The organism is Saprospiraceae bacterium, from assembly GCA_026129545.1.
Classification (GTDB): Bacteria; Bacteroidota; Bacteroidia; order Chitinophagales; family Saprospiraceae; genus M3007.
The window spans coordinates 1,687,933-1,707,046 of sequence record JAHCHX010000001.1 but is presented as its reverse complement, the minus strand read 5'-3'; the positions used below and the strand labels follow the sequence as shown (position 1 = coordinate 1,707,046).

General features: G+C 51.3%; 17 protein-coding genes. 4 read left to right on the top strand and 13 right to left on the bottom strand.

Translation table 11 applies throughout. The annotated features are described in order from the left end of the window. Nucleotides 1–75 precede the first annotated feature (75 nt). From KIS77_06485 to KIS77_06475, 3 genes are all read left to right on the top strand, one after another. Nucleotides 76–2,211 (top strand): insulinase family protein, encoded by a 2,136-nt coding sequence (locus tag KIS77_06485; protein MCW5921966.1) that lies wholly within the window; start codon nucleotides 76–78, stop codon nucleotides 2,209–2,211. Between the two features lie 98 nt (nucleotides 2,212–2,309). Then, complete coding sequence (gene yajC / locus KIS77_06480) at nucleotides 2,310–2,609, top strand: preprotein translocase subunit YajC (GenBank protein MCW5921965.1); 300 nt, start codon at nucleotides 2,310–2,312, stop codon at nucleotides 2,607–2,609. A 135-nt stretch (nucleotides 2,610–2,744) separates the two neighbouring features. Continuing rightward, entirely contained in the window at nucleotides 2,745–3,611 is an 867-nt protein-coding gene (locus KIS77_06475) for a hypothetical protein (protein MCW5921964.1), read from the top strand. A 138-nt stretch (nucleotides 3,612–3,749) separates the two neighbouring features. On the opposite strand, the gene hemL is transcribed toward KIS77_06475, so the two are convergent. After that, nucleotides 3,750–5,072: a glutamate-1-semialdehyde 2,1-aminomutase gene (gene hemL / locus KIS77_06470; protein ID MCW5921963.1), complete on the bottom strand. Its 1,323-nt coding sequence runs from the start codon at nucleotides 5,070–5,072 to the stop codon at nucleotides 3,750–3,752. Nucleotides 5,073–5,249: 177 nt separating this feature from the next. Here hemL and KIS77_06465 point away from each other — a divergent pair, with 177 nt between their 5' ends. Continuing rightward, the gene (locus tag KIS77_06465; GenBank protein ID MCW5921962.1) at nucleotides 5,250–6,875 is read left to right on the top strand and encodes a hypothetical protein; all 1,626 of its coding nucleotides are present in this window, start codon (nucleotides 5,250–5,252) and stop codon (nucleotides 6,873–6,875) included. An 80-nt stretch (nucleotides 6,876–6,955) separates the two neighbouring features. Here the strand turns inward: KIS77_06465 and KIS77_06460 are convergent, their stop codons facing one another. The 12 genes from KIS77_06460 to KIS77_06405 form a co-directional block, all read right to left on the bottom strand. Next, on the bottom strand, nucleotides 6,956–7,951 hold the full coding sequence (locus tag KIS77_06460; protein ID MCW5921961.1) for a hypothetical protein: 996 nt from the start codon (nucleotides 7,949–7,951) through the stop codon (nucleotides 6,956–6,958). Further along, nucleotides 7,944–8,669, bottom strand: coding sequence for a hypothetical protein (locus KIS77_06455; protein ID MCW5921960.1), 726 nt, complete (start codon nucleotides 8,667–8,669; stop codon nucleotides 7,944–7,946). Before KIS77_06455 ends, KIS77_06460 begins: the two co-directional genes overlap by 8 nt. Before the next feature lie 4 nt (nucleotides 8,670–8,673). Next, on the bottom strand, nucleotides 8,674–9,786 hold the full coding sequence (locus KIS77_06450) for a sugar transferase (GenBank protein MCW5921959.1): 1,113 nt from the start codon (nucleotides 9,784–9,786) through the stop codon (nucleotides 8,674–8,676). 162 nt (nucleotides 9,787–9,948) lie between these two features. Further along, nucleotides 9,949–10,740 carry a hypothetical protein gene (locus KIS77_06445; GenBank protein MCW5921958.1) on the bottom strand — a complete coding sequence of 264 codons (792 nt, stop codon included), beginning with the start codon at nucleotides 10,738–10,740 and terminating at the stop codon, nucleotides 9,949–9,951. Between the two features lie 162 nt (nucleotides 10,741–10,902). Further along, a complete protein-coding gene (locus tag KIS77_06440) occupies nucleotides 10,903–11,886 on the bottom strand; it encodes an SDR family oxidoreductase (GenBank protein MCW5921957.1) in 984 nt (327 codons plus the stop codon). Then, a complete protein-coding gene (locus KIS77_06435; protein MCW5921956.1) occupies nucleotides 11,876–12,631 on the bottom strand; it encodes a polysaccharide deacetylase family protein in 756 nt (251 codons plus the stop codon). Before KIS77_06435 ends, KIS77_06440 begins: the two co-directional genes overlap by 11 nt. Continuing rightward, complete coding sequence (locus KIS77_06430) at nucleotides 12,624–13,568, bottom strand: hypothetical protein (protein ID MCW5921955.1); 945 nt, start codon at nucleotides 13,566–13,568, stop codon at nucleotides 12,624–12,626. Before KIS77_06430 ends, KIS77_06435 begins: the two co-directional genes overlap by 8 nt. Nucleotide 13,569: 1 nt before the next feature. Continuing rightward, entirely contained in the window at nucleotides 13,570–14,979 is a 1,410-nt protein-coding gene (locus tag KIS77_06425; GenBank protein MCW5921954.1) for an MBOAT family protein, read from the bottom strand. An 81-nt stretch (nucleotides 14,980–15,060) separates the two neighbouring features. Next, the gene (locus tag KIS77_06420; GenBank protein ID MCW5921953.1) at nucleotides 15,061–16,080 is read right to left on the bottom strand and encodes a DUF354 domain-containing protein; all 1,020 of its coding nucleotides are present in this window, start codon (nucleotides 16,078–16,080) and stop codon (nucleotides 15,061–15,063) included. 47 nt (nucleotides 16,081–16,127) lie between these two features. After that, nucleotides 16,128–17,159, bottom strand: a complete 1,032-nt coding sequence (locus KIS77_06415) for a GNAT family N-acetyltransferase (protein ID MCW5921952.1) — start codon at nucleotides 17,157–17,159, stop codon at nucleotides 16,128–16,130. A gap of 3 nt (nucleotides 17,160–17,162) precedes the next feature. Next, on the bottom strand, nucleotides 17,163–18,179 hold the full coding sequence (locus tag KIS77_06410; protein ID MCW5921951.1) for a glycosyltransferase family 4 protein: 1,017 nt from the start codon (nucleotides 18,177–18,179) through the stop codon (nucleotides 17,163–17,165). A gap of 42 nt (nucleotides 18,180–18,221) precedes the next feature. After that, nucleotides 18,222–19,112 (bottom strand): polysaccharide deacetylase family protein, encoded by an 891-nt coding sequence (locus tag KIS77_06405; protein ID MCW5921950.1) that lies wholly within the window; start codon nucleotides 19,110–19,112, stop codon nucleotides 18,222–18,224. Nucleotides 19,113–19,114 lie beyond the last annotated feature (2 nt).

Below are 19,114 nucleotides of genomic sequence, written 5' to 3'. Positions count from 1 at the left end.
CCCGATGAACCCGCTTTTTCTGCCATTCATCAGCAACAAACAATTTACAATCAATCATTTGCCATATAGCACACCATGAAGTATTTTTCAAAAATAACAGCCGTCACAGCTTTTTTGCTGGCGGCAGCATTTTGTTCCACCGTTGTAGCCCAACAAACGCCCAGCGGCGCACCTGCCATACCCATGCCAAGCGGCAATGTTCGTCAGGCTGCTCCCGCTCCCGGCTCTGCTCCCAAAATTCAAATCGGGAAAGCGGAGACGTTCAAACTCGACAACGGCCTCACGGTCATCGTGGTCGAAAACCATAAGTTGCCCAGAGCTTCATTTCAAATTTTTGTGGACAATGACCCCGTGCAAGAGAAAGACGCAGCGGGCTATGTCCAAATGATGGGCGAATTGCTTTCCAAAGGCACCAAGACCCGCACCAAATCGCAGATAGATGAAGCGGTGGATTTTATTGGCGCCACGCTTTCTTCCAGCCAAAATGGGGTGAATGGCTCATGCCTGTCCAAACATTCCGAAAAGCTGTTGGAAATCATGTCCGACGTGTTGCTCAACCCAAGCTTTCCGGCAGAAGAGTTGGAAAAAGCAAAGCGTCGCCAAGAGAGCGGTCTCGCGGCCAACAAAGATGATGCGAACGCGATTGCCAACAATGTAGGCTCGGTGTTGCGCTACGGCAAAAACCATCCTTATGGCGAAATCATGACCGAAGAGTCGTTGGCAAAAATCAACCTCGACCAGATTCGAGGCCACTACAACACTTATTTCAAGCCCAATATCGCCTATTTCGTGGTGGTGGGCGATGTGACCAAAGCGCAAGCGGAGAAATACGCGAAGCAGTATTTTGGCAAATGGCAAAAAGGCGATGTGCCCATGCACAAATACGCCGTGCCACAAGCACCCGCCAAGACTCAAGTGGATTTCGTGCACAAACCCGGGGCTGTGCAGTCGGTCATCAACATCACTTACCCGGTTGACCTCCTGCCCGGCACTCAGGAGGCCATTAAGGGGCGTGTGGCCAACGCATTGTTTGGAGGGTATTTCAACAGCCGCATCAACGCCAATTTGCGTGAAGGACACGGCTGGACCTACGGCGCGCGCAGCTCGCTCAATCCCGACCGTCTGGTAGGTTCTTTCAATGCCACCGCGAGCGTCCGCAATGCGGTGACCGATAGCTCTATCATCGAGCTGTTGAAAGAAATGCGGCGCATGGCCTCCGAGCCGGTACCCAACGATGAGCTGCAAGTGGTGAAAAACGTTTTGACTGGGCAGTTTTCGCAAAGCCTCGAGCAGCCCGGCACGGTGGCCAATTTCGCGCTCTCGACCGCCCGCTTCAAGTTGCCAGCCGACTATTATGAAAAATACCTCCAAGTGCTGCAAAACGTGACACCCCAAGATGTCGCTGCTATGGCCAAAAAGTACATCAACCCCGACCGCGCGCACATTCTCGTGGTAGGCAACAAAGATGATGTGGCCGACCGCCTGAAGCAATTCTCGCCCGAAGGAAAAGTCAATATGTACGACGTTTATGGCAATCCCATCATTCCCTCTGGCGCCAAGCTGCCCGCTGGCATGACGGCGGAAAAGGTCATCGAGGATTATGTGAACGCTATCGGCGGCACCGCGAAAATCGCGGCCATCAAAGACCTGAAAATGACAAGCGTGATACAAACGGGCGGGCCTGAACTGACTTTGTCCACATGGCAGAAAGACGGCAAAATCGCCACCGACATGACCATGAACGGTATGTCCATGTCGAAACAACAGTTCGACGGCACCAAAGCAAAGGAATCAGGCATGGGCGGCTCGCGCGACTTGGAAGGCGAAGACCTCAACGACTTGAAGGAGCAGGCACTCTTTTGCAAAGAAGCCACCTACCTGACAGGCGGCTATAAACTAGCCCTCAAAGGGCTGGAGCAAATCAACGGTAGCGATGCCTACATCGTAGAGGTGGAACGCCCCGATGGGAAAAAGCGCACGGAGTACTACGATATGAAGACCAGCCTCAAAGTGCGTGAAGTCAGCAGCGTGACCGGCCAAGACGGTCAGCCAGCCAGCATGACGACCGACCTTGCCGACTACAAGGAGATGAATGGCGTTTTGTTTCCCCATACCGTGACGCTCATCGGCATCATGCCAGTGCCGCTCAAAGGCGTGGTAAAAGAATTGAAAGTAAATGGTGGCATTGACGATAAGGTTTTCAAGCTGTAAACCGTAGGGCGCAGCCCTTTGCCTTCAAAAAATACTACATTTGCGCACCCTGTCGCTTCGGCTGCAGGGTGTTTTTCTTTCACAAATAATTGACAACCATGTTGCAATTTATCTTCTTGCAGGCACAGCAGCCCGGCGGCAGCGCATTTCTCAGCATGCTGTTCCCCTTACTCATTCTCGTTGTATTTTACTTCTTTCTCATTCGGCCTCAAATCAAGCGACAAAAGGAAACCCAAAAGTTTCAGGAAAGCCTGCGCGAGGGATTGGATGTCATCACCAACGCGGGCATCATCGGGAAAATCACCAAAATTGATGGCCCTGTCGTGCGACTCATGGTGGATGAAAAAACCTTCATCCGCGTGGTGAAATCTGCCATTCAAAGCGAATACAAACCCTAACGACACCATAATTTGAATTTCTTGAAATCGCCACAAAGTCGCAAAGTCCCCTAAGGAATTGATTTTAAAACCTTTGTGTCTTAGCGCCTTTGTGGCGGAATTAAGCTATATTGTACTAGCCGCACTCAATGTCTCATGCCTACATTCTTGCCTATTGTATTTTGTCTCTTGACAACGTTTTGGGCAATCGCACCAGCTCCCCTGAACGCGCAAAGCCCATGGACGCGCAACAAGGCAGGCTTTTATGCGCAGGGAGCATGGCAGCACATCCCGACGTACGATGCCATTTTTGACCGAAAGGCAACCGACGGAACGCGCTCCTTGGAGCGCGAAATCACGGAAAACGCCTTCCAGTTTTATGGCGAGTACGGCATTGCCCGAAAAACGACGGTGTGGGTGGCAGTGCCTTATCGCGTGTTGAAATCTGGGAAAATCGTAACCGCAGGTGGCAACCCGATTGTCCGGGAAGGCATACTGACTGGGCTGGGCAACATCACGGTGGCGGTTCGGCAAAACTTTGTGGCCGAAAAATGGACGCTGAGCGGCCAGCTGCGCGTGGATATGCCCAACAATCGCTATCAAGAGGGAACGGGCTTGCGAACAGGATACGACGCGCTCAGCCTACTGACCACCGTCAGCATCGGTCGCGGTTATGGCAAGCACTATTGGTTTGGCTACGGAGGCTGGGGAGGCAGGGGGGGGTGGGAAAACCATTTCGTCAATTTCGGCTTGGAGGGCGGTGTCAAAATAGGCAAATGCTGGGCCATCGCTTTTACCGATTTGTGGGAAAACACTGGCTCCAAGGTGTATTTTTCCCCGATTCCCAACCTCAACACCGGAATGTTTCTTCCCAACCAAAGCTACTGGTCGTTTGGCGCAAAAGGCATCTACGAGTTCAATCGCTTTTGGGGCGCTATCGTGACCGCGGCGGGCGCCTTTCAGGGAGATTTGGTGCCACAAAGACCGGCGCTCTCGCTCGGCACTTACTTCAAGTGGGACTAAGCCGTTTCTTTTGTTCAACTGACAGGCTCTATTGGAAATTTTTGTTGACAAGATTGACATGATTTAACAACACCACGACCAATCCTGTAAATCATGTCAAACCTGTCAACAAAATGAGCCACTCCCAAAGCATATTCCTTATCCGAACACCACATCCAAACTTGCGCAAATTTTTTCTGCGGCAAAATCCAGCGCGGCCTCCGTGTGCGCTGCCGACACGAAACCCACCTCATAGCCGGAAGGGCCGAAATAAACCCCGCGTTTTAGACACTCAAGGTGCATTTTTTTGAAATATTCCATGCGCGAGCCATCAATTTCGTCCGAACGGTGAATGTGTTTTCGAGTGAAGGTGGGCCAAAAAATAGAGCCGATGCTGGGGAAAGTTGCCTCATAGCCCCGCCTGTCGCAGAATTCCTGCAAGTGCCCTGTGAACTGGCGCGTCTTCGCCTCCAGATTTTCATAAAAACCGGGTTTAAGCAGTTCGGTCAAGGTGGCGAACCCTGCAGCCATGGCGACCGGGTTGGCGCTCAAGGTGCCAGCCTGATATACCGGGCCGACTGGCGCAACGTGTTCCATGATTTCCTTGCTGGCGGCGTAAGCACCGACCGGCATCCCGCCGCCGATAATTTTCCCAAAAGTGATGATGTCAGGCTGAATGTCAAACAAGCCCGCCGCGCCCTCAAACCCCACGCGAAAGCCGGAGATGACCTCGTCGAAAATGAGCAACACACCGTGTTCGCGTGTCTTTTCCCTCACAAATTGCAGAAAGCCAACATCTTGCAGCAAGAGGCCATTGTTTGCCGGAATCGGCTCCACAATTACACAAGCCACTTCCCCTTCGTGGGCGCTCAACGCTGCTTCGAGCGCTGCAGGGTCGGCCAATGGCACCACGAGAGTCTCTTGGGCAAAAGATGCCGGGATGCCCGCCGAGGTGCTGATGCCAAACGTGACCAGCCCCGAACCGGCTTTCACCAACAGCGCGTCCACATGACCATGATAACAGCCCTCGAACTTGATGACTTTGCTGCGCCCGGTCACGCCGCGGGCAAGGCGCAAGGCACTCATCACGGCTTCCGTGCCGCTGCTCACGAATCGAATCATCTCAATATAGCGGTGGTGGTCGAGTATCAATTTCCCGATTAAATTGTCATGTGGCGTAGGGGTGCCGAACGACATCCCATTGGCGACGGTTTCCTGCACGCGCTGCACCACCGCTGGATGGCAGTGACCAAGAATGAGTGGCCCCCACGAACAGCAAAAATCAACAAACCTCTGTCCATCAACATCGTGCAAATGGCAGCCCTCACCCTTTTGAAAAAATATCGGCGGACCTTGCACGCTATTGAATGCGCGTACGGGCGAATGTACCCCGCCGGGAAAATACGTCTTGGCACTCTCAAACAGTTCGCCGCTGCGGGTGCGGGTAAAGGAGTCGGGAGTGGGATAGTTGTGTTGAATCATGCCCGCAAAAGTACGGTGCGCTAAAATACGGTGAAGCCCCCCGGTGCCCAAAGCAGGGTTGTTTCGAGCGATTCTATCTTCATGTTCATCTTTTTGCATTTGTTGACAAATTGACGGCACAGACATTCTGCTTACTTCCGCTACCTTCGCCCAACAAAATCTTGTAATCCGCCAAATATGTCCTTCCCTCCTGTCCGTTTATACTTGTTTTTGCTGCCCTTGCTGGCTGTTGGCTGTTGGTTTGGTCTGCGCAATCGTCCCGACCCCTTGTGGGATGAAGCAGGTATGCTGTTGAGGCAGCGCCATTTGACCCTCGAAGAAGCACCTGACTCGTTGCAACTTCTTTACTGCCGAATACATAATCTTCCCTATAAAACGGGCGACTCTACTGCCCTCAAACTGGTTTCCAAACCCTATATCTCTGTCATTGAGTGGTCGCGTTTTCGAGCACTTGCCGAGGCGGTGTTGGATAGAAAGTTTGTGGTGGTCTCAGGGGTGACCGGAGTGGGAGGCACTAAATTGCCGAGGCATCTTTCTCGCCTGATTGCCAATCGCCCGGAAAACTTGCTTGAAATCAACTGCGCCCCGCAGTTCGATTTGGATTTCCACAAAAAATATATCGGAGAAGAGGAGGATGGCAAGTTTGAGCCCGGGCGGCTCGTTGAGTTTTGGGAAAATTGCAAGCGTTTCCCCGAACAGAAATTCGTGGCAGTGGCCGATAATTTTGATAAAATCAATCCCGAAACGTTTTTCGGCCCCGAGCTGTGGGAATCCTTGAGCAGCTCGCGCGACACCGCTTATTTAGGCGGGAAACCAGTGACCGTCCCACCCAATTTTTATTTCATTTCCGTCACGCATCTCGGGCCGGGCTCTCTTATCGAAATGAACGAGGAGCATTTCAAGCGCCTCGGACGGCAACATATCCTTCATCCCGATGCTCGAGAATTGCTTGGGCTGCTTCATCAACAAGCCCAGAAACTTTCCAAACAAACCGAGCTCGACAGTGCCGACGCAAGCCGCTTAGCCGCACTGCGCGACACTGCGCAGTTGCAGAGATTTTTATTTTATTTTCTAAAAACCAATCAATTGATAACCACGCGATACGGCCAAGGCTTTCAATTGGGACATGGTAGCAACATCCGCAACTATTACCGCGAAGAAGATTTGTCGCAGTTCAAGGAGACGTATCTCAACCACATCAATGCGCTGCGCCCCTCGCGTGCCTTGACGGAAGAAGACTTCGAGCCGCTCGACTTCACTGTTCGCACCAACGGATTGGAACAAGGCTCCAATTTCCTGTCGAGGCAGATACAGTATCTCGACGACACGGGCTATCTGGTGGAAATCACGATGGTGGCATCCACTGCCTTGCTCACCATGCTGTTTGGTTGGTGGTTGTTTCGTCGGCGGGAGCAAATCATTCGGCGCTACGGCGAACGTGCGCAACAGGTGTACAGCGGCTTTGAGACGCAGGTCATCAGTGCCGATGTGGCTGGGCGCCGACTGGAAGAAATCAAAAATGAGGTGGATAGCCTCGTGATGCGCCGTCGGCTCAACTACACCGAAGGGCTTTATTTTCTTGCTTTTATTGAAGACAAAGTGAAGCGCATCGAGTTTGCCCGAAATGTGAGCGAAAACTTTCTCGAGCTGTTCAACGCATTCATGGAGGACGATATCTTGACGGAAAGCGAGTACCTGAAGCTGCGTCAGTTTCTGCAATCCATCCGGCACAAGATACCCGTCGAGATTTATGAGCAGTTTCGCGAAAAGGTGGAAGCCGCATACGAGGCGCACCACGAGTAGCATAATCACCCCAAAACGACGAGGTGGCTTTCGCTTGTTTGCGAAAGCCACCTCGTCGTTTTGGGGCAAATCGTGTTTGTCTATTCGTCTTCTTCTATATCAAAGTATCCCAAGCTATTTCGTTCAAACTGTCTGACTTCCAGCCCGTTGTTGTGAAATCTCATCCCGGGTTTCAGAATGGCATCTGTTTCGCAGGCATTCACCAGCAGCAGGCCGCCATAGCATTTTACCAAAAATTTTCCGCTGTCAAAAACAGCCGCCACTGTTCCTGCTTTTAGGGCTTCGTAGCCAAAATCGCTCACATCGAACATTTGAGCGTCCAGAATGACCACTTTGTGGTTTCCGACAAAGGCGAATGCGCCATTGAAGGGGCGCGTGACCGCTCTGACAAAACGCTCGATGAACGAAATGTCTTGATTCCAGTCAATCAAACTGTCTGACGGATTGCGCTTGGGGTAATAGGTGGGCTTGGTGGAAATATCCTGCGGGAAGGTTTTGAAGGTGTTGTTGGCGAGGCGCTCAATGTTACGCTCGACGAGGAATTTCATGGCAAGCGTATTTTTAAAGTGCATGGTCTCTGCGGTGTCGCGGGGCGTGATTTGGAATTTGAAAGTATCCACTATGTCGCCAGAGTCCACGCCAGGGTCGTATCTGAAGAGGTTGGTATAGAAGGCTCGCCTGCCCTCGATGATAGACCAGTTCATGGGAGAGCGCCCTCTTCCCAGAGGCAGGTTCATGGCGCTGCCGTGCATTCCGAATGCGCCAATGCGGAGGCTGTTTAATATATCTGCGGGCACAAGTCGCTGCCATCCAATGACAAAGGCTATGTCAATGCCAAGGGAGCGGATGTAGTCTTGGTCGGTCTCGTTTTTTAATGAGTATTGTTTAGCCTGATAGAAAGTAATGCCGTGTTGGTGAGCGAGTTCCGACAAATCGTCATAATCAGCCACTTCGTGTCGCTCGCCCTGCGCCGGGCCAATGGAAATAAGATGTCGGATTTTGAATGGGATTTGTAGGTTTTCAAGCAGAAATCGCGTGGTGGATTTGCAGCCAAACAGGGCGATATTGTCAAACATGGGCGTAAATTTCCCGGAAAGGTAGGCAGTTGTCGAAGAATTCTTTTTTGAGCAATTGGGTGCGCTGGCCAAAATACTTTTGCAATTTGTCGAGATTGGACGCGCCGGCCACCATCCACCACACAGGGTGAATGAGTACATGGAGCGACTTGCCCTGCATAAACTCTACGGAATCGGTCGGTGCGCCAAAGCGCCATTGGCCAGTCGAGTCCGAAAAGTATTTGATGTCTTTGAAGTATTTGGACTGGTAAGTATGCTCTATGCCTTTGATTGGTGAATCGTATTCTCTGAAAAACTGGTTGGGACGGTGCAGGCTGATGATGTTGACTGGCACATTGAAATACCGCTGGAAAATGTCTGCCTCCAACAACAAGCCTTCGTGGAAGTCATCATAGATGACAGGGTCGAAATGAATGCTGACGGTGTGGCCGAGCTCTTTGATTTTGTGCACGTTGAGCGCATCGTCTGCCGAAAGGATGTTGTAGAAGTTGGAGCGCAGCAAAAAGAAATAGGTGGCTTTGATGCCCAATTCGGCCTCGATGCGTGCTGTGCGCAAGGCGAAATGAGTGTCAAAATCAATGTCGTGGCGCAGCGCCAGTTGGCCCATTGGCTGGGTCAACTCCCGAAAAAAAACGAACTGATAATTCCGCGAGAGGAATTTTTCGAGCAGGTCTTGGTAAGAGCCTAAATCGTTGGTCTCCAGACTGGGATGTTCCATTGGCCTATTTGCTTCTTACCCTTTTGATGACGATGTTGTAAAAAGCCCTGCAAAAGTAGCGAAAATCGGTGAGCAGTGGGTTGCGCTCATAAGCAGCCAGATAGCGCCCTTCGATGGCGACCACGTCTTCCAGCGTCTCCGGGATTTCGACATAGACCGGAGGAATCAAACCGGGCTTGAACCGCTGGCGATATTCCTGAAAATCTTTCGGGTAGAGGCTCATGTAGTGGCGGCTGAGCGGGCGCACCCCGATGAGTTTCATATCGCCTTTGAGGAAGTTCCAAAGCATGGGCAGCTCGTCGAGCCAGTATTTGCGCATGAAGCGCCCGGCGGAGTTGACACGAGGGTCTTCTTTTATTTTGCCACCCGGCTGCAGGCCGTTGTGCTGATAGACAAACTCTTGGATGTATTCTGAGTAGGGATACATCGTGCGGAATTTATATACGCCAAACACTCTGCCGTTTTTGCCCACGCGCCGAAGTTTGATGAGCGGCCCGTAGGAAGCCTCGTTGTTGTAGTCTGGTTCGCCCGTTTTTTCGGCCACAAAGTAGAGCAGACCGTCAGAGTTGAGGGTTTTTTTCAGGCGGAAGCCACAAGAGTAGAGCCGTCCGTAAGTTTCCATTTCGGAAATCACGCGATTGCGTCCTGTGGTGATGAAGAAATAAAGCTGTTTGAAGTATGGTAGTTTAGGCCACACCCGCTTCACCCAAAAGTCGAAGAAGTAGTACACTTTGTTGAGCGGGAATGGGAATTTCGCCATGAGGCGGTCTTTGCGTTGTTGCGCTGTTTCGACGCAACCTATGAGGGTTCCTCCGTAGCGGAGACATTCGTTTGCGGATTCCAAGAATTTGTTGACGAAGCGGATGTCGTTGATTTTCTTGAGGTTTGTGATGCAACCGAGACCTGATTCGCCATAACCGCGATTGGAAGCAAAATTGACAAGGTTGACGGGCGAGGAAGTCTGCAAAATGGCTGCATCCCAGGGGTTGTCCAAATCAACGGTTTCTTCGATAAGGTCAACTACCTGAGCAGGCACCTCGCTGTACAGCATCTTGCGGTACGCATTAGGCTGCGTAGTTTGGGTTTGGTCGGCAAAATGGTGTAGAGGTTGTTTCATCGTTTGAATTCGGTATTGAATGATTATCGCACGGTCGTCCGAATAAATTGGGTGGACACTTGCTTGTGCTTGAAAAGAGTGGAATCAATTCGCTCCGTAATGGAACAGGCGGGGGAGAGATTGAACCGGAAAATACAGACCGTTTTGCTTGGGCTGCCCTTTTCACGCCGGTGCGTTGTGATTTGGGGTTTTGTTTTGTCTGAACTTAATAAGCAAATACTTAGCCAGATTCTTCGCCCGCTGTATATTTTTTTCTTTCAGCCAAAGTAGGGGAGCGTCGGTCCAACGTTGCGGGTGGAAGTTAAACATCACCTTGTCAGGCAATTTCCCATGGCGAATACCCTCAATTACATCATAAGTCGAATGGAAAGATAGACCGAAATGGTTATCCACTTTGTCTCTCACGCTTACTTTGTGACCATCCCATTGGCGGCCAGTATCCGTGAGATAATACACTTTTGAAAAATCAATATCGAAGTATGGCTCCCCGATGATGCCGTATTTTTTGTAGTCGTAGTGTTTCCATACATCCTTGTTGTCGTATTTGGAGCGTGGGCTGCCATGCATGCAAATCGAGGTGATGGGGGCTACTTTGCGGAGTTTTTCCAGGTGTTTTTCAAACAGCTGCACCGCGAGGTGTGGGTCGCCGTTGGCAAAATCCATGTCTTCGTAATGGTAGCCGATTTCGTGTCCCATGTCGCGCATTTCGCGTATCACCCCTTCATCGAAGCTTTCCGGCACCATGCGAAAATAGTAAGTGCCCACGATGCCGCGTTCGTGTTGGATTTTGGCGAATGCAAGCGAGTGCAGCTTGCGGTCGTCCACGTCGTGGCGCAGCATCACGGTGCGTTCTGCCGGATTTTGCAGGAAAGCCGAAAATGTTTGAAACCGATATTGGGCTGCTTGCAATTGGTCGAGCAGCGCATGGTAGGCCGATAGGGTGAAGTCGCGCATTTTGTTCTTCGACAGGATTTATACCTTGATTCGCTTAGGTTTGTTAGAGGGCCATGATTGTTCTCCCTGATTTTGGGCAGATTGCGATTATTGTCATGTTCAAAACTTGGCGGCGCAAGGTGTAAGTTATCAATGGGTTTAATTGACGATGCTGGGACCATTTCAGGGCTGCACTTGCATGAGCCGCTCTTCGTACACTTTTTTGTTCCATTCATACACGTTTTTCATGCCCTCAAACATTTTGACTTTGGGTTCGTAGCCCAATTTTTCGCGTATCTTGGAAATGTCGGCGTTGGAGTGTTTCACGTCGCCCATTCGCTCTGGGCCGTAAATCGGACGAATATCCTTGCCCGATATTTGGCGGAGCATATCCACCATTTCGTTCAGGGTGACTTGAGCGCCACAGGCGACGTTGTACACTTGGTCGAGCGCGTCGGCATTGTCGGTGAAAAGTGCCAAGTCGTTGGCGTGTAGCACGTTTTCCACGTATGTGAAGTCGCGGCTGTGAGAGCCGTCGCCGTTGATGCGCGGTGAGTGGCCTCCTATGAAGGCTCGGCAGAAGAGTGGTATGACTGCGGCATAAGGGTTGTCGGGGTTTTGTTTGGGACCGAAAATGTTGAAATAGCGGAGGCCGATGAAGTGAAGTCCGTAAGTTTTGCAGAACACTTGTGCGTAGTGTTCGCACGCGAGTTTGCTCACGGCATAAGGCGAGAGCGGGTTGCCGATGCGCTCTTCTACTTTGGGCAGCTCGCGGCTGTCGCCATAGGTACTCGAAGAAAATGCCAGCACCACGCGGTCGGCACCTGCCTCTTTGGCGGCGTGTAGCACATTGACCGTGCCGCCCACATTGACCTCATTGGTGCGCATGGGGTTTTCGATGGAGCGTGGCACGGAGCCAAGCGCAGCCTGATGCGTGACTTTGTGAATGCCCTTCATGGCGTGCCGACAGGTTTCGTAGTCGCAGATGTCGCCTTCGATGAACTCAAATTTTGGATGGAACTCAAACGGGGCGATATTCTCGAAGAGACCATTGGAAAGGTCGTCGAGGACACGCACAAGGCCGATTCGGGGGTCGTCGAGAAAACGCTCCACAAGGTTGGAGCCGATGAAACCGGCACCGCCGGTGATGAGTAGATTAACTTTCATGTCGGGTGCTTTCTATCAGGTTCAAAGCTTCGTTGATGGTTGTTACCGTGATGCCACGTTGCGCACATTCTTGCACGACTGCCTCAAAATAGGCTGGCGAACAGCCCCATACCGAGTATTTGTCGGTGACATCGTGGGTGTAGAATATGAGCCAAGCATTGCTTTTTTGGGCTTCGCTGATTTTCTGGGAGATATAGTCCAATGTGTGCTTGCTTTCGTATAGCTTGACTGTTTTGAGATTGCAAGCATCGGTAGTGCCGACGTTGAGACCTTCTTCGATGCCGCGAGCGGTTCTGAAGTGTTCGCTGGCGAATTTTTTGATAAGGCGGGTTTGCGCACCGAAGGGATAGGAGAAGTTTTTGAATTCCAAGCCCGGCAATAGTTTATGCAGCGTCTCTTGATTTCGTTTTATGTCGGCGATGCCTTCTTGTGTTTTTGTTTGGGCCAAGTCAATGTGGCCGTATGTGTGGCATCCGAGTTCGTTGTTGCGAGCCAAAGCTTTCCTTAAATGCGTGGAGGTAAACCTCGTGTCTGCTTCGGGGCCGTTCATCAGCGACAAAGAAATGTAAAATGTGCCACCAAACCCATGTTTTGCTAAAATATCAGCCCCGTGTTCGAAAGCGGACACTGGCGCGTCGTCGAACGTGAACGACACGATGGGGTGGGGGGGCTGCACATTTAGTTTCTTCGAAAAGCTAAGGTTGGCCCATTCTCTTTTGGCAAGTTTTGCGAGTTTGTCAATCATGGCTGGAAAGCTGCTGGTTGTGGACGACGAGTGGTTTGATGTGACGCACCAAGTCGCTGGTAAACAGGCGGGCACCTTCCACATTCAAGTGATTGGGGTCTGTGAAATAATCGGGCTTGGTGATGAAAGCCGAGTCATTGGAATAGACAAATAGTGGGATGTTGCGCTCGCGCGATGTCTTGCGCAGGTATTCTATGGTGGTTGAGGAATCCACCGAACGCCCGAAATTGGGCGAGACTACCATAAACATCTTGCAGCCTTTGTCTTGGAATTGTTTCACGAGGGTATCGAACAAGGCGACTCCCTCCGGGTTGAGTGGCATCTTGGGCGGTTCTGGCTCCAAGTTAAATCCCCTCTCGACGCTCATGGTATCCATGCGGGGCTTCCAGCCTTTGTCGCTCGTCTTGCCATCCAATCCTTGCACAAAGTAGGGGCGAATCAAATAATAGTAGCTCGAATTGTAGGCATAAAGGCGCGATTGCATCAGCAACCACTCAAAAGTCGAGGTTTGGTCCAGTATGTGGTGAATCTCAGGATGATTGTGGTAGAATGGCCTGAGCACGCCGGCGTGCTCGTAGTTGGGCGGAAACTCCAAGTCATAATCATCCACGTTCAATATCACTATTTTGGGCGCGTATCTATTCAAGATGCCTTCCTGAATGGCGCGAAAATAGGGCATGCCTTGCCCGCCGCGGCTGGCGTTCCAGCAACTCATTCCCAGCGAATCTTCGATTACTTGCGACACATAGTTCATTTCGCCACGCGAGCTTCCCAGCACAATGACATCCTCTTGCGCGATTTCCAGCGAGTATTTTGTCTTAAAATATCGCCCATCGGGAGAATGGTCGCGCAGCCAATCCAATCCCCAGCCCGCCAGTCGGTCCACGACAGCAAGCAACGCGAGCACAATGGCAATATGGATGAGTAGTTTTTTCATTTTAGAATTGGAAATAGATAAATTGGCTCCCGTCAAAAACGCCTAATGTGATAATCCAGACCAGCATGGCCAGAATGGTCGCAAAGCGAACAGGTGCCCAACGATGGTGCAGCAGGCTCACATTGGGGAAGTATTCCATTGCGATTTCGATGCCAAGCAGGAGAAATACGCCCGCAAGGGAAAACGCCATGATGCCGATGTCGCCCACATGGATTCCATGCCCCGGATTGGTGAGAATGGCACCAACAATATGGAAGGCATCCTGCACGGTGGCGGCGCGAAAGAACACCCAAGCAAGGCAAGCTCCCACAAACACCAACGGTATGCTCAACCATTTGGGCAGTCGGGGGAAATTCAATTCTTGTGCCAGACGCTCCACTACTTGATAAGTGCCATGAATGGCGCCCCACATCACGAATGTCCAATTGGCTCCGTGCCACAGACCACTCACCAAAAAGGTGGTGAACAGGTTGGAATATGTTCGAGCCTTGCTGCCTCGGCTTCCGCCAAGCGGTATGTAGAGATAGTCCCTGAACCAAGTGGAAAGCGAGATGTGCCAGCGACCCCAAAATTCACGAAAAGAGGCAGAGAAGTAGGGCCGATTGAAATTTTGCATCAAATCGAACCCGAATAGCCTTGCCGTGCCAATAGCGATGAGAGAGTACCCCGCGAAATCGCCGTATATCTGAAAGGCAAAGAAAAAGGTGGCAAGCATATACGACCAGCCTGTGTGCAGCCCGACGTTGTTGTACACCGCATCCACATACAGTGCGACCCGGTCGGCCACGACCACTTTCATGAGAAAACCCAACAGCATGATTTTTAGCCCCCCCGACATCATCTGATAGCTGATGGTCTTTGGCTTGAAAAATTGAGGCAACAGGTGAGAGGCCCGTTCGATGGGGCCTGCCACCAACTGCGGGAAGAAACTGACAAACGCCAAGAAAGCAATCAGGTCGTTGGTGGGCGTGAGCTTGCGCCGATAGATGTCAATGGCGTAGCTCATGGACTGAAACGTGTAAAAACTGATACCGACAGGCAGAATGATGTTCAGCCGACGGGCGCTGAACTCTTGCCCAAAAAATGAAAACGCATGAACAAAACTGTCGGCAAAAAAATTGAAGTACTTGAAGAAGCCAAGCAACGCGAGGTTGACCCCCATGCTCGTGATAAAAAGCGCTTTTCGCTTGCGCTCATTCGTCTCTCTATGCAACACTCCCCCCACAAAATAGTCAACCACCGAGCTAAAAGCCAGCAGCGACAAGAAGCGCCAGTCCCACCACCCGTAGAAAATATAACTGGCGGTAAGCAGCAGCAGGTTCTGCCATTTGATGCTGCGCTGGGCAACGAACCAGAACAACAAAAAAACAATAGGCAGGAATATGGCAAAGTCAATCGAGTTGAAAAGCATGGTATCGGTTTTGTCAATTGCCGAGAGGGGGAAGGATTGGGATCGTAGTATTAGGCGGAGGCCAACGGATAGAAATCTCGTTTAGTTTTTCATGTACTTCTCTTGGATAAAGTCATAGAGGAACTGCGTGACGTTCACCTTTTCGGCCAGCATTTTTTTGCTTTTTTCCCGAAACGCTTGTCGGTCTTGTCCCAGGATTTCGTCCACGAGGGAAAATACTCTTTCGGGCTCGCTCGTGTTGAACACCAACCCATATTTCTCCTGCTCTTGGCAGTAGGCCATAGGCATAGGATTGATATAGATGGCGGGGGTGCCCAACACGCCTGCCTCCGATGCCACTGTGGAGCCCTCGCTCACGACGATGGAGGCATAGTTGAGCGCGTGGTGAAGTTTTTCGGGGCCGATTTTGAAGCGGTAAGGTTCCAGTTCGTCTGTGAGTTTCGCTTCGGAGGTGATAAACACGCGCATTTTCTCCGACAGTTTCTTTACTAATCTCACTTTGTCTTCGTTAGACAGCCCTTTGTGTCCGATGTCGTGCGTGGCCTTCCAGGCAACAAAGCGAACAATCGCGTATCGCTCGTCTTCATTTAGGCCAAGCCACTGATATATCTTCGGGTCGGGCGTGAAGTGGTCGGGATGCAGATAGGCGATTTCATGGAAGCCATTGTAGCGCACTTGCTTGGGGCCAAGCTCTCGATAGAATACGTCGGGGGTGAGAATGGTGTCGGTGAAAGGGCGATAGAGCGTTATTTGCTCCATGTTGCCCGTGTCTTCCATGGAGAGGTGTTTTTTCCCAAGCAAAAAAGAGACTGGGGCTGCATAGACGGAGCCGTGACTGATGAACAGGTCCGGCTTGAACTTGAGCGCGGTCGCCAACATCTGCGCGTTGAACTTGAGCAGTCCCCATAGTTTGCCAGTGATGCTCAGATAGTGCTTCCCGAAGCTTTTGTAAGCGAGATTTTCGGAGCGCAAGAGTTCTATCTCAAATTCTTTTTGACGAGTGGTGAAGAGAACTTTCCCACCGTTTTTGTTGAGCAAGTGCGCCAGGTTTTTGAAGAGATGAAAATCGCCTGGGTGCCCCACATCAATTATCACGCGCATGGTAGGTGATGTTTTTATCTGATTAGCAAGAGACTTCTTTTTCTTGTTTATCGGACGGTCTGATAAATTTTCAATCCGATTTTGCCTATTTGGAACAAAGGTTTGTTCACAACGATTTCATATCTGCCGTAGGCTACCTCGTCGCCTCCAAAGCGGGCTTTGAACTCGCGCACGCCATAGTCCTCATCGGGCTTTCCCGCCCCCATGAAGTCGAAATGCTCGAAGCCGTTTCTGCATCCGAACTCTATGGGTGCCCAGGTTGCCAGCACGCTGGGGTGCAAACCCTGTGCCAAGCCATCCATCCCGCAGACGTACCATTCGTATATCACTTTGTTTTCAAAAACCGGACACATAATGCCTCCCACGACTTTCTCCTCGTGCAGCACGACAAAGGTTTTTCCGATGCCTTTTTGCCAGAATTTTAAAAACAATTCGTGGCTCGGCAGCGGCTTTCTTACTTTTTCCTTGTATAGCTGGTGAAGGATTTTGTAGAATGCTACCACGTCTTCCTCCGAACGTGCTTCCATGATTTCCGCACCCATTTTCACGCTCGATTTTATCTGGCGGGTGCGGCTGCTGCTCATGCGTTTTTTTGCTGCGGCCTCGTCGTCGCATTTCACCAGATAGTTGAGGTGTGGCTTGAACACAAATCCTGATTGCTCAAAGGTTTTGCGCAGTGCGGCGGTGTCGAAAAAGTTGCGAAACTCGATGTAAATGGAGCGGCTGTTGGCGTGTTTTTTCATCTCGTCCAACAGGCCCCGTGTCACCGATTGGGTCTGGGCAGTGGACACAGGGACGACGATGGGGCCTCCCCACACGATGAGCCTGCGCGACAGCCACGATTTCACGCCCGTGCCATTGGTCTGGAACACGCCGAGCAACGACCCCGCTATGCTGCCTTTGTCGCTGATGGCGACCAGCAAAAAAGGTTGATAACCGGGCACGTCTTCGATGAATTCGAAGAATGTGGCGCTTTGGAAAAAATTGCCATGCGGATGCGCTCGCATAAAATCTCCGAACGCTTCGAGCAATCCGGCTTCTTTGAATTGGGCGTGGGTGGCGAAGAGTTGAATTTTCATGGGTTAGCTGACTTGTTCGCTTTGAAGGGTTGGTTGTGTTTGTTTGTTGGTTTTGAGCAGGCTTTTGTAGATGTCTATGATTTTGTGGGCAATGCTTTCCGCGTCGAGGCCGAGTTCGAGCAGTCGCTCTCGACCTTTCGTGCGGCCTTTTTCCGAGGCATATTGTAAGGAAAGAGCGATTTTCTGCGCAAAATCGGCAGGTTCGAAGGAGCCGACGTGGCAGCCTTCTGTCTCGCTGACCACCCATGCCGCGTCGCCCACATCGGTCACGACGGCGGGGCAGTTGCAGGCCATTGCTTCTTTCACCACGTTGGGCGAGCCTTCGGAAAAGGAGCAAAGCACAAACACGTCGGCTGCGTTGAGATACTCCACCACTTGGTCGTGGGTGATTCTGAATGGGTTGATTAGCTCCACGTCGGGGCGATTGAGTGTTGCCACCGCATCGGCTGCCAGCGCGTAGTTTTTGTTGGGGTCGGCTTTGTTGCCTAGAAAAAGCACGTACTTCTTGTCGGGGCTCATCCCCAGTTTTTCTCTAAGCGTTTTTCTGTCGAACAGGCTGAACTGCTCAAGCCGAACGCCGTTGGGGACGAGGTGCGATTTTTTCTTCAAATATACGAACGACTCGATGTTGGGCGATTTGGAGATGATGGCATCCATGAAGGGTTGGATGGCCCATGCAAGGAACATGAGCACGCGGCTCTTGAAAGTTATTTTGTTGACACCGGCAAAAGTCCCGGTCGCGTCATCGCCCATGAGCGACAGCACTATGGGGCGGCGTGTGCCTGTGAGCAGGGGGATCCAGCCACAGAAGGAATAGTGGGCGTGAATGACATCGTAGTGGTTTTCGCGCAGTAGTCGGCGGAGCCTGCCCACGTTGTTGAGGTATTTCAAGCCTTTTCCTTTTATGCCGAAATAATCCAACTCGACGCCCGCTGCTCGAAGCGACTCGCCTTGTGATTGGATGAATGGGGCGACCTCGTAATGCTTGTTGTTGCCGCTGACAACGAATAGTACTTTCATTGTTTCTCTTTGTGTTTGATGCTTGGATGTATGTGAAGGTGTTTAGTGTTCCACTCGGTTTGTCCAGCCATAGCCTTGTTTTTTTCCGTTGCGGGTTTTGAAGAACTGCCACACGCCGCTTGCTTTCACGGCCAGTTCGTCCAAGTCGGCGGTATCGTTCACGCTTAGCCGCTTGAGGCGGTACGGGTCGGTTTGGAGTGTGTTGTAGCCAAAGTCAACCGTGATGGCACATTCGTAGCCGGCCTCTTGGGCCAGCGAGATGTCGCGGTCGGAATAGTCGCCGTTGGGGTAGGCCAGCGCGTTGATGTGCAAGCCATAATCGTTTTCAAGCACTTTTTTTGATTCGATGATTTCCTCTTTTGCCTCCGCGTCGGTGCATCGGGGGAGGCAGGGGTGGGTCATGGTGTGTGCTTGTAGGTCGAAATGGTCTTTGGCTTCGAGTATTTGTTGGCGATTCATGGCTTGTGGGGTCTGGAATTCGCGTTCGGGTGTGAACCCTGCTTCGCGGAGCATTTTGAGCCGTTGTTTGTTAGAGGCGCGTTTTAGGGCGGCTTTCGATAGGTTGGGATGTTTATAGGTGAACCAGTAGTGCCGATTGGTATTGATGATGCCTGCGCAGAGGAAAATCGTGATGGGGAGTTGGAGTCGCTGTGCCACTGGCAGCAACTGATAGTTGCGCACGTGGCCATCGTCGAAGGTGATGACGAGGGCTTTTTTGGGCAATGAGTGTTTGTTTGGGTCTTGGTGGGCTTTTATGTAATCGGCAAGCGGGATGATGTTGTAGTGTTTTTTCAGATAGGGGAATGTCTTTTCCGCCGCCTCTCGGCTCAGGTCGTGATAGAGCAGAAAGGTTACTTTGTTCCGCTGAATGATTTCTCGGAAAATAAAGACCAAGCCGGAGTGTCGAAGTATTTTGTAAAGTAGTCTCTTCATAG

Excerpts from the sequence above, each read along its gene's own strand:
- KIS77_06425 (MCW5921954.1), bottom strand. The coding sequence starts at position 14,979 with ATGCTTTTCAACTCGATTGACTTTGCCATATTCCTGCCTATTGTTTTT.
- KIS77_06460 (MCW5921961.1), bottom strand. The coding sequence starts at position 7,951 with ATGTTTGACAATATCGCCCTGTTTGGCTGCAAATCCACCACGCGATTT.
- KIS77_06445 (MCW5921958.1), bottom strand. The coding sequence starts at position 10,740 with ATGCGCGACTTCACCCTATCGGCCTACCATGCGCTGCTCGACCAATTG.
- yajC (MCW5921965.1), top strand. The coding sequence starts at position 2,310 with ATGTTGCAATTTATCTTCTTGCAGGCACAGCAGCCCGGCGGCAGCGCA.
- hemL (MCW5921963.1), bottom strand. The coding sequence starts at position 5,072 with ATGATTCAACACAACTATCCCACTCCCGACTCCTTTACCCGCACCCGC.
- KIS77_06420 (MCW5921953.1), bottom strand. The coding sequence starts at position 16,080 with ATGCGCGTGATAATTGATGTGGGGCACCCAGGCGATTTTCATCTCTTC.
- KIS77_06450 (MCW5921959.1), bottom strand. The coding sequence starts at position 9,786 with ATGAAACAACCTCTACACCATTTTGCCGACCAAACCCAAACTACGCAG.
- KIS77_06430 (MCW5921955.1), bottom strand. The coding sequence starts at position 13,568 with ATGAAAAAACTACTCATCCATATTGCCATTGTGCTCGCGTTGCTTGCT.
- KIS77_06410 (MCW5921951.1), bottom strand. The coding sequence starts at position 18,179 with ATGAAAGTACTATTCGTTGTCAGCGGCAACAACAAGCATTACGAGGTC.
- KIS77_06465 (MCW5921962.1), top strand. The coding sequence starts at position 5,250 with ATGTCCTTCCCTCCTGTCCGTTTATACTTGTTTTTGCTGCCCTTGCTG.
- KIS77_06485 (MCW5921966.1), top strand. The coding sequence starts at position 76 with ATGAAGTATTTTTCAAAAATAACAGCCGTCACAGCTTTTTTGCTGGCG.
- KIS77_06415 (MCW5921952.1), bottom strand. The coding sequence starts at position 17,159 with ATGAAAATTCAACTCTTCGCCACCCACGCCCAATTCAAAGAAGCCGGA.
- KIS77_06405 (MCW5921950.1), bottom strand. The coding sequence starts at position 19,112 with ATGAAGAGACTACTTTACAAAATACTTCGACACTCCGGCTTGGTCTTT.
- KIS77_06440 (MCW5921957.1), bottom strand. The coding sequence starts at position 11,886 with ATGAAAGTTAATCTACTCATCACCGGCGGTGCCGGTTTCATCGGCTCC.
- KIS77_06475 (MCW5921964.1), top strand. The coding sequence starts at position 2,745 with ATGCCTACATTCTTGCCTATTGTATTTTGTCTCTTGACAACGTTTTGG.
- KIS77_06455 (MCW5921960.1), bottom strand. The coding sequence starts at position 8,669 with ATGGAACATCCCAGTCTGGAGACCAACGATTTAGGCTCTTACCAAGAC.
- KIS77_06435 (MCW5921956.1), bottom strand. The coding sequence starts at position 12,631 with ATGATTGACAAACTCGCAAAACTTGCCAAAAGAGAATGGGCCAACCTT.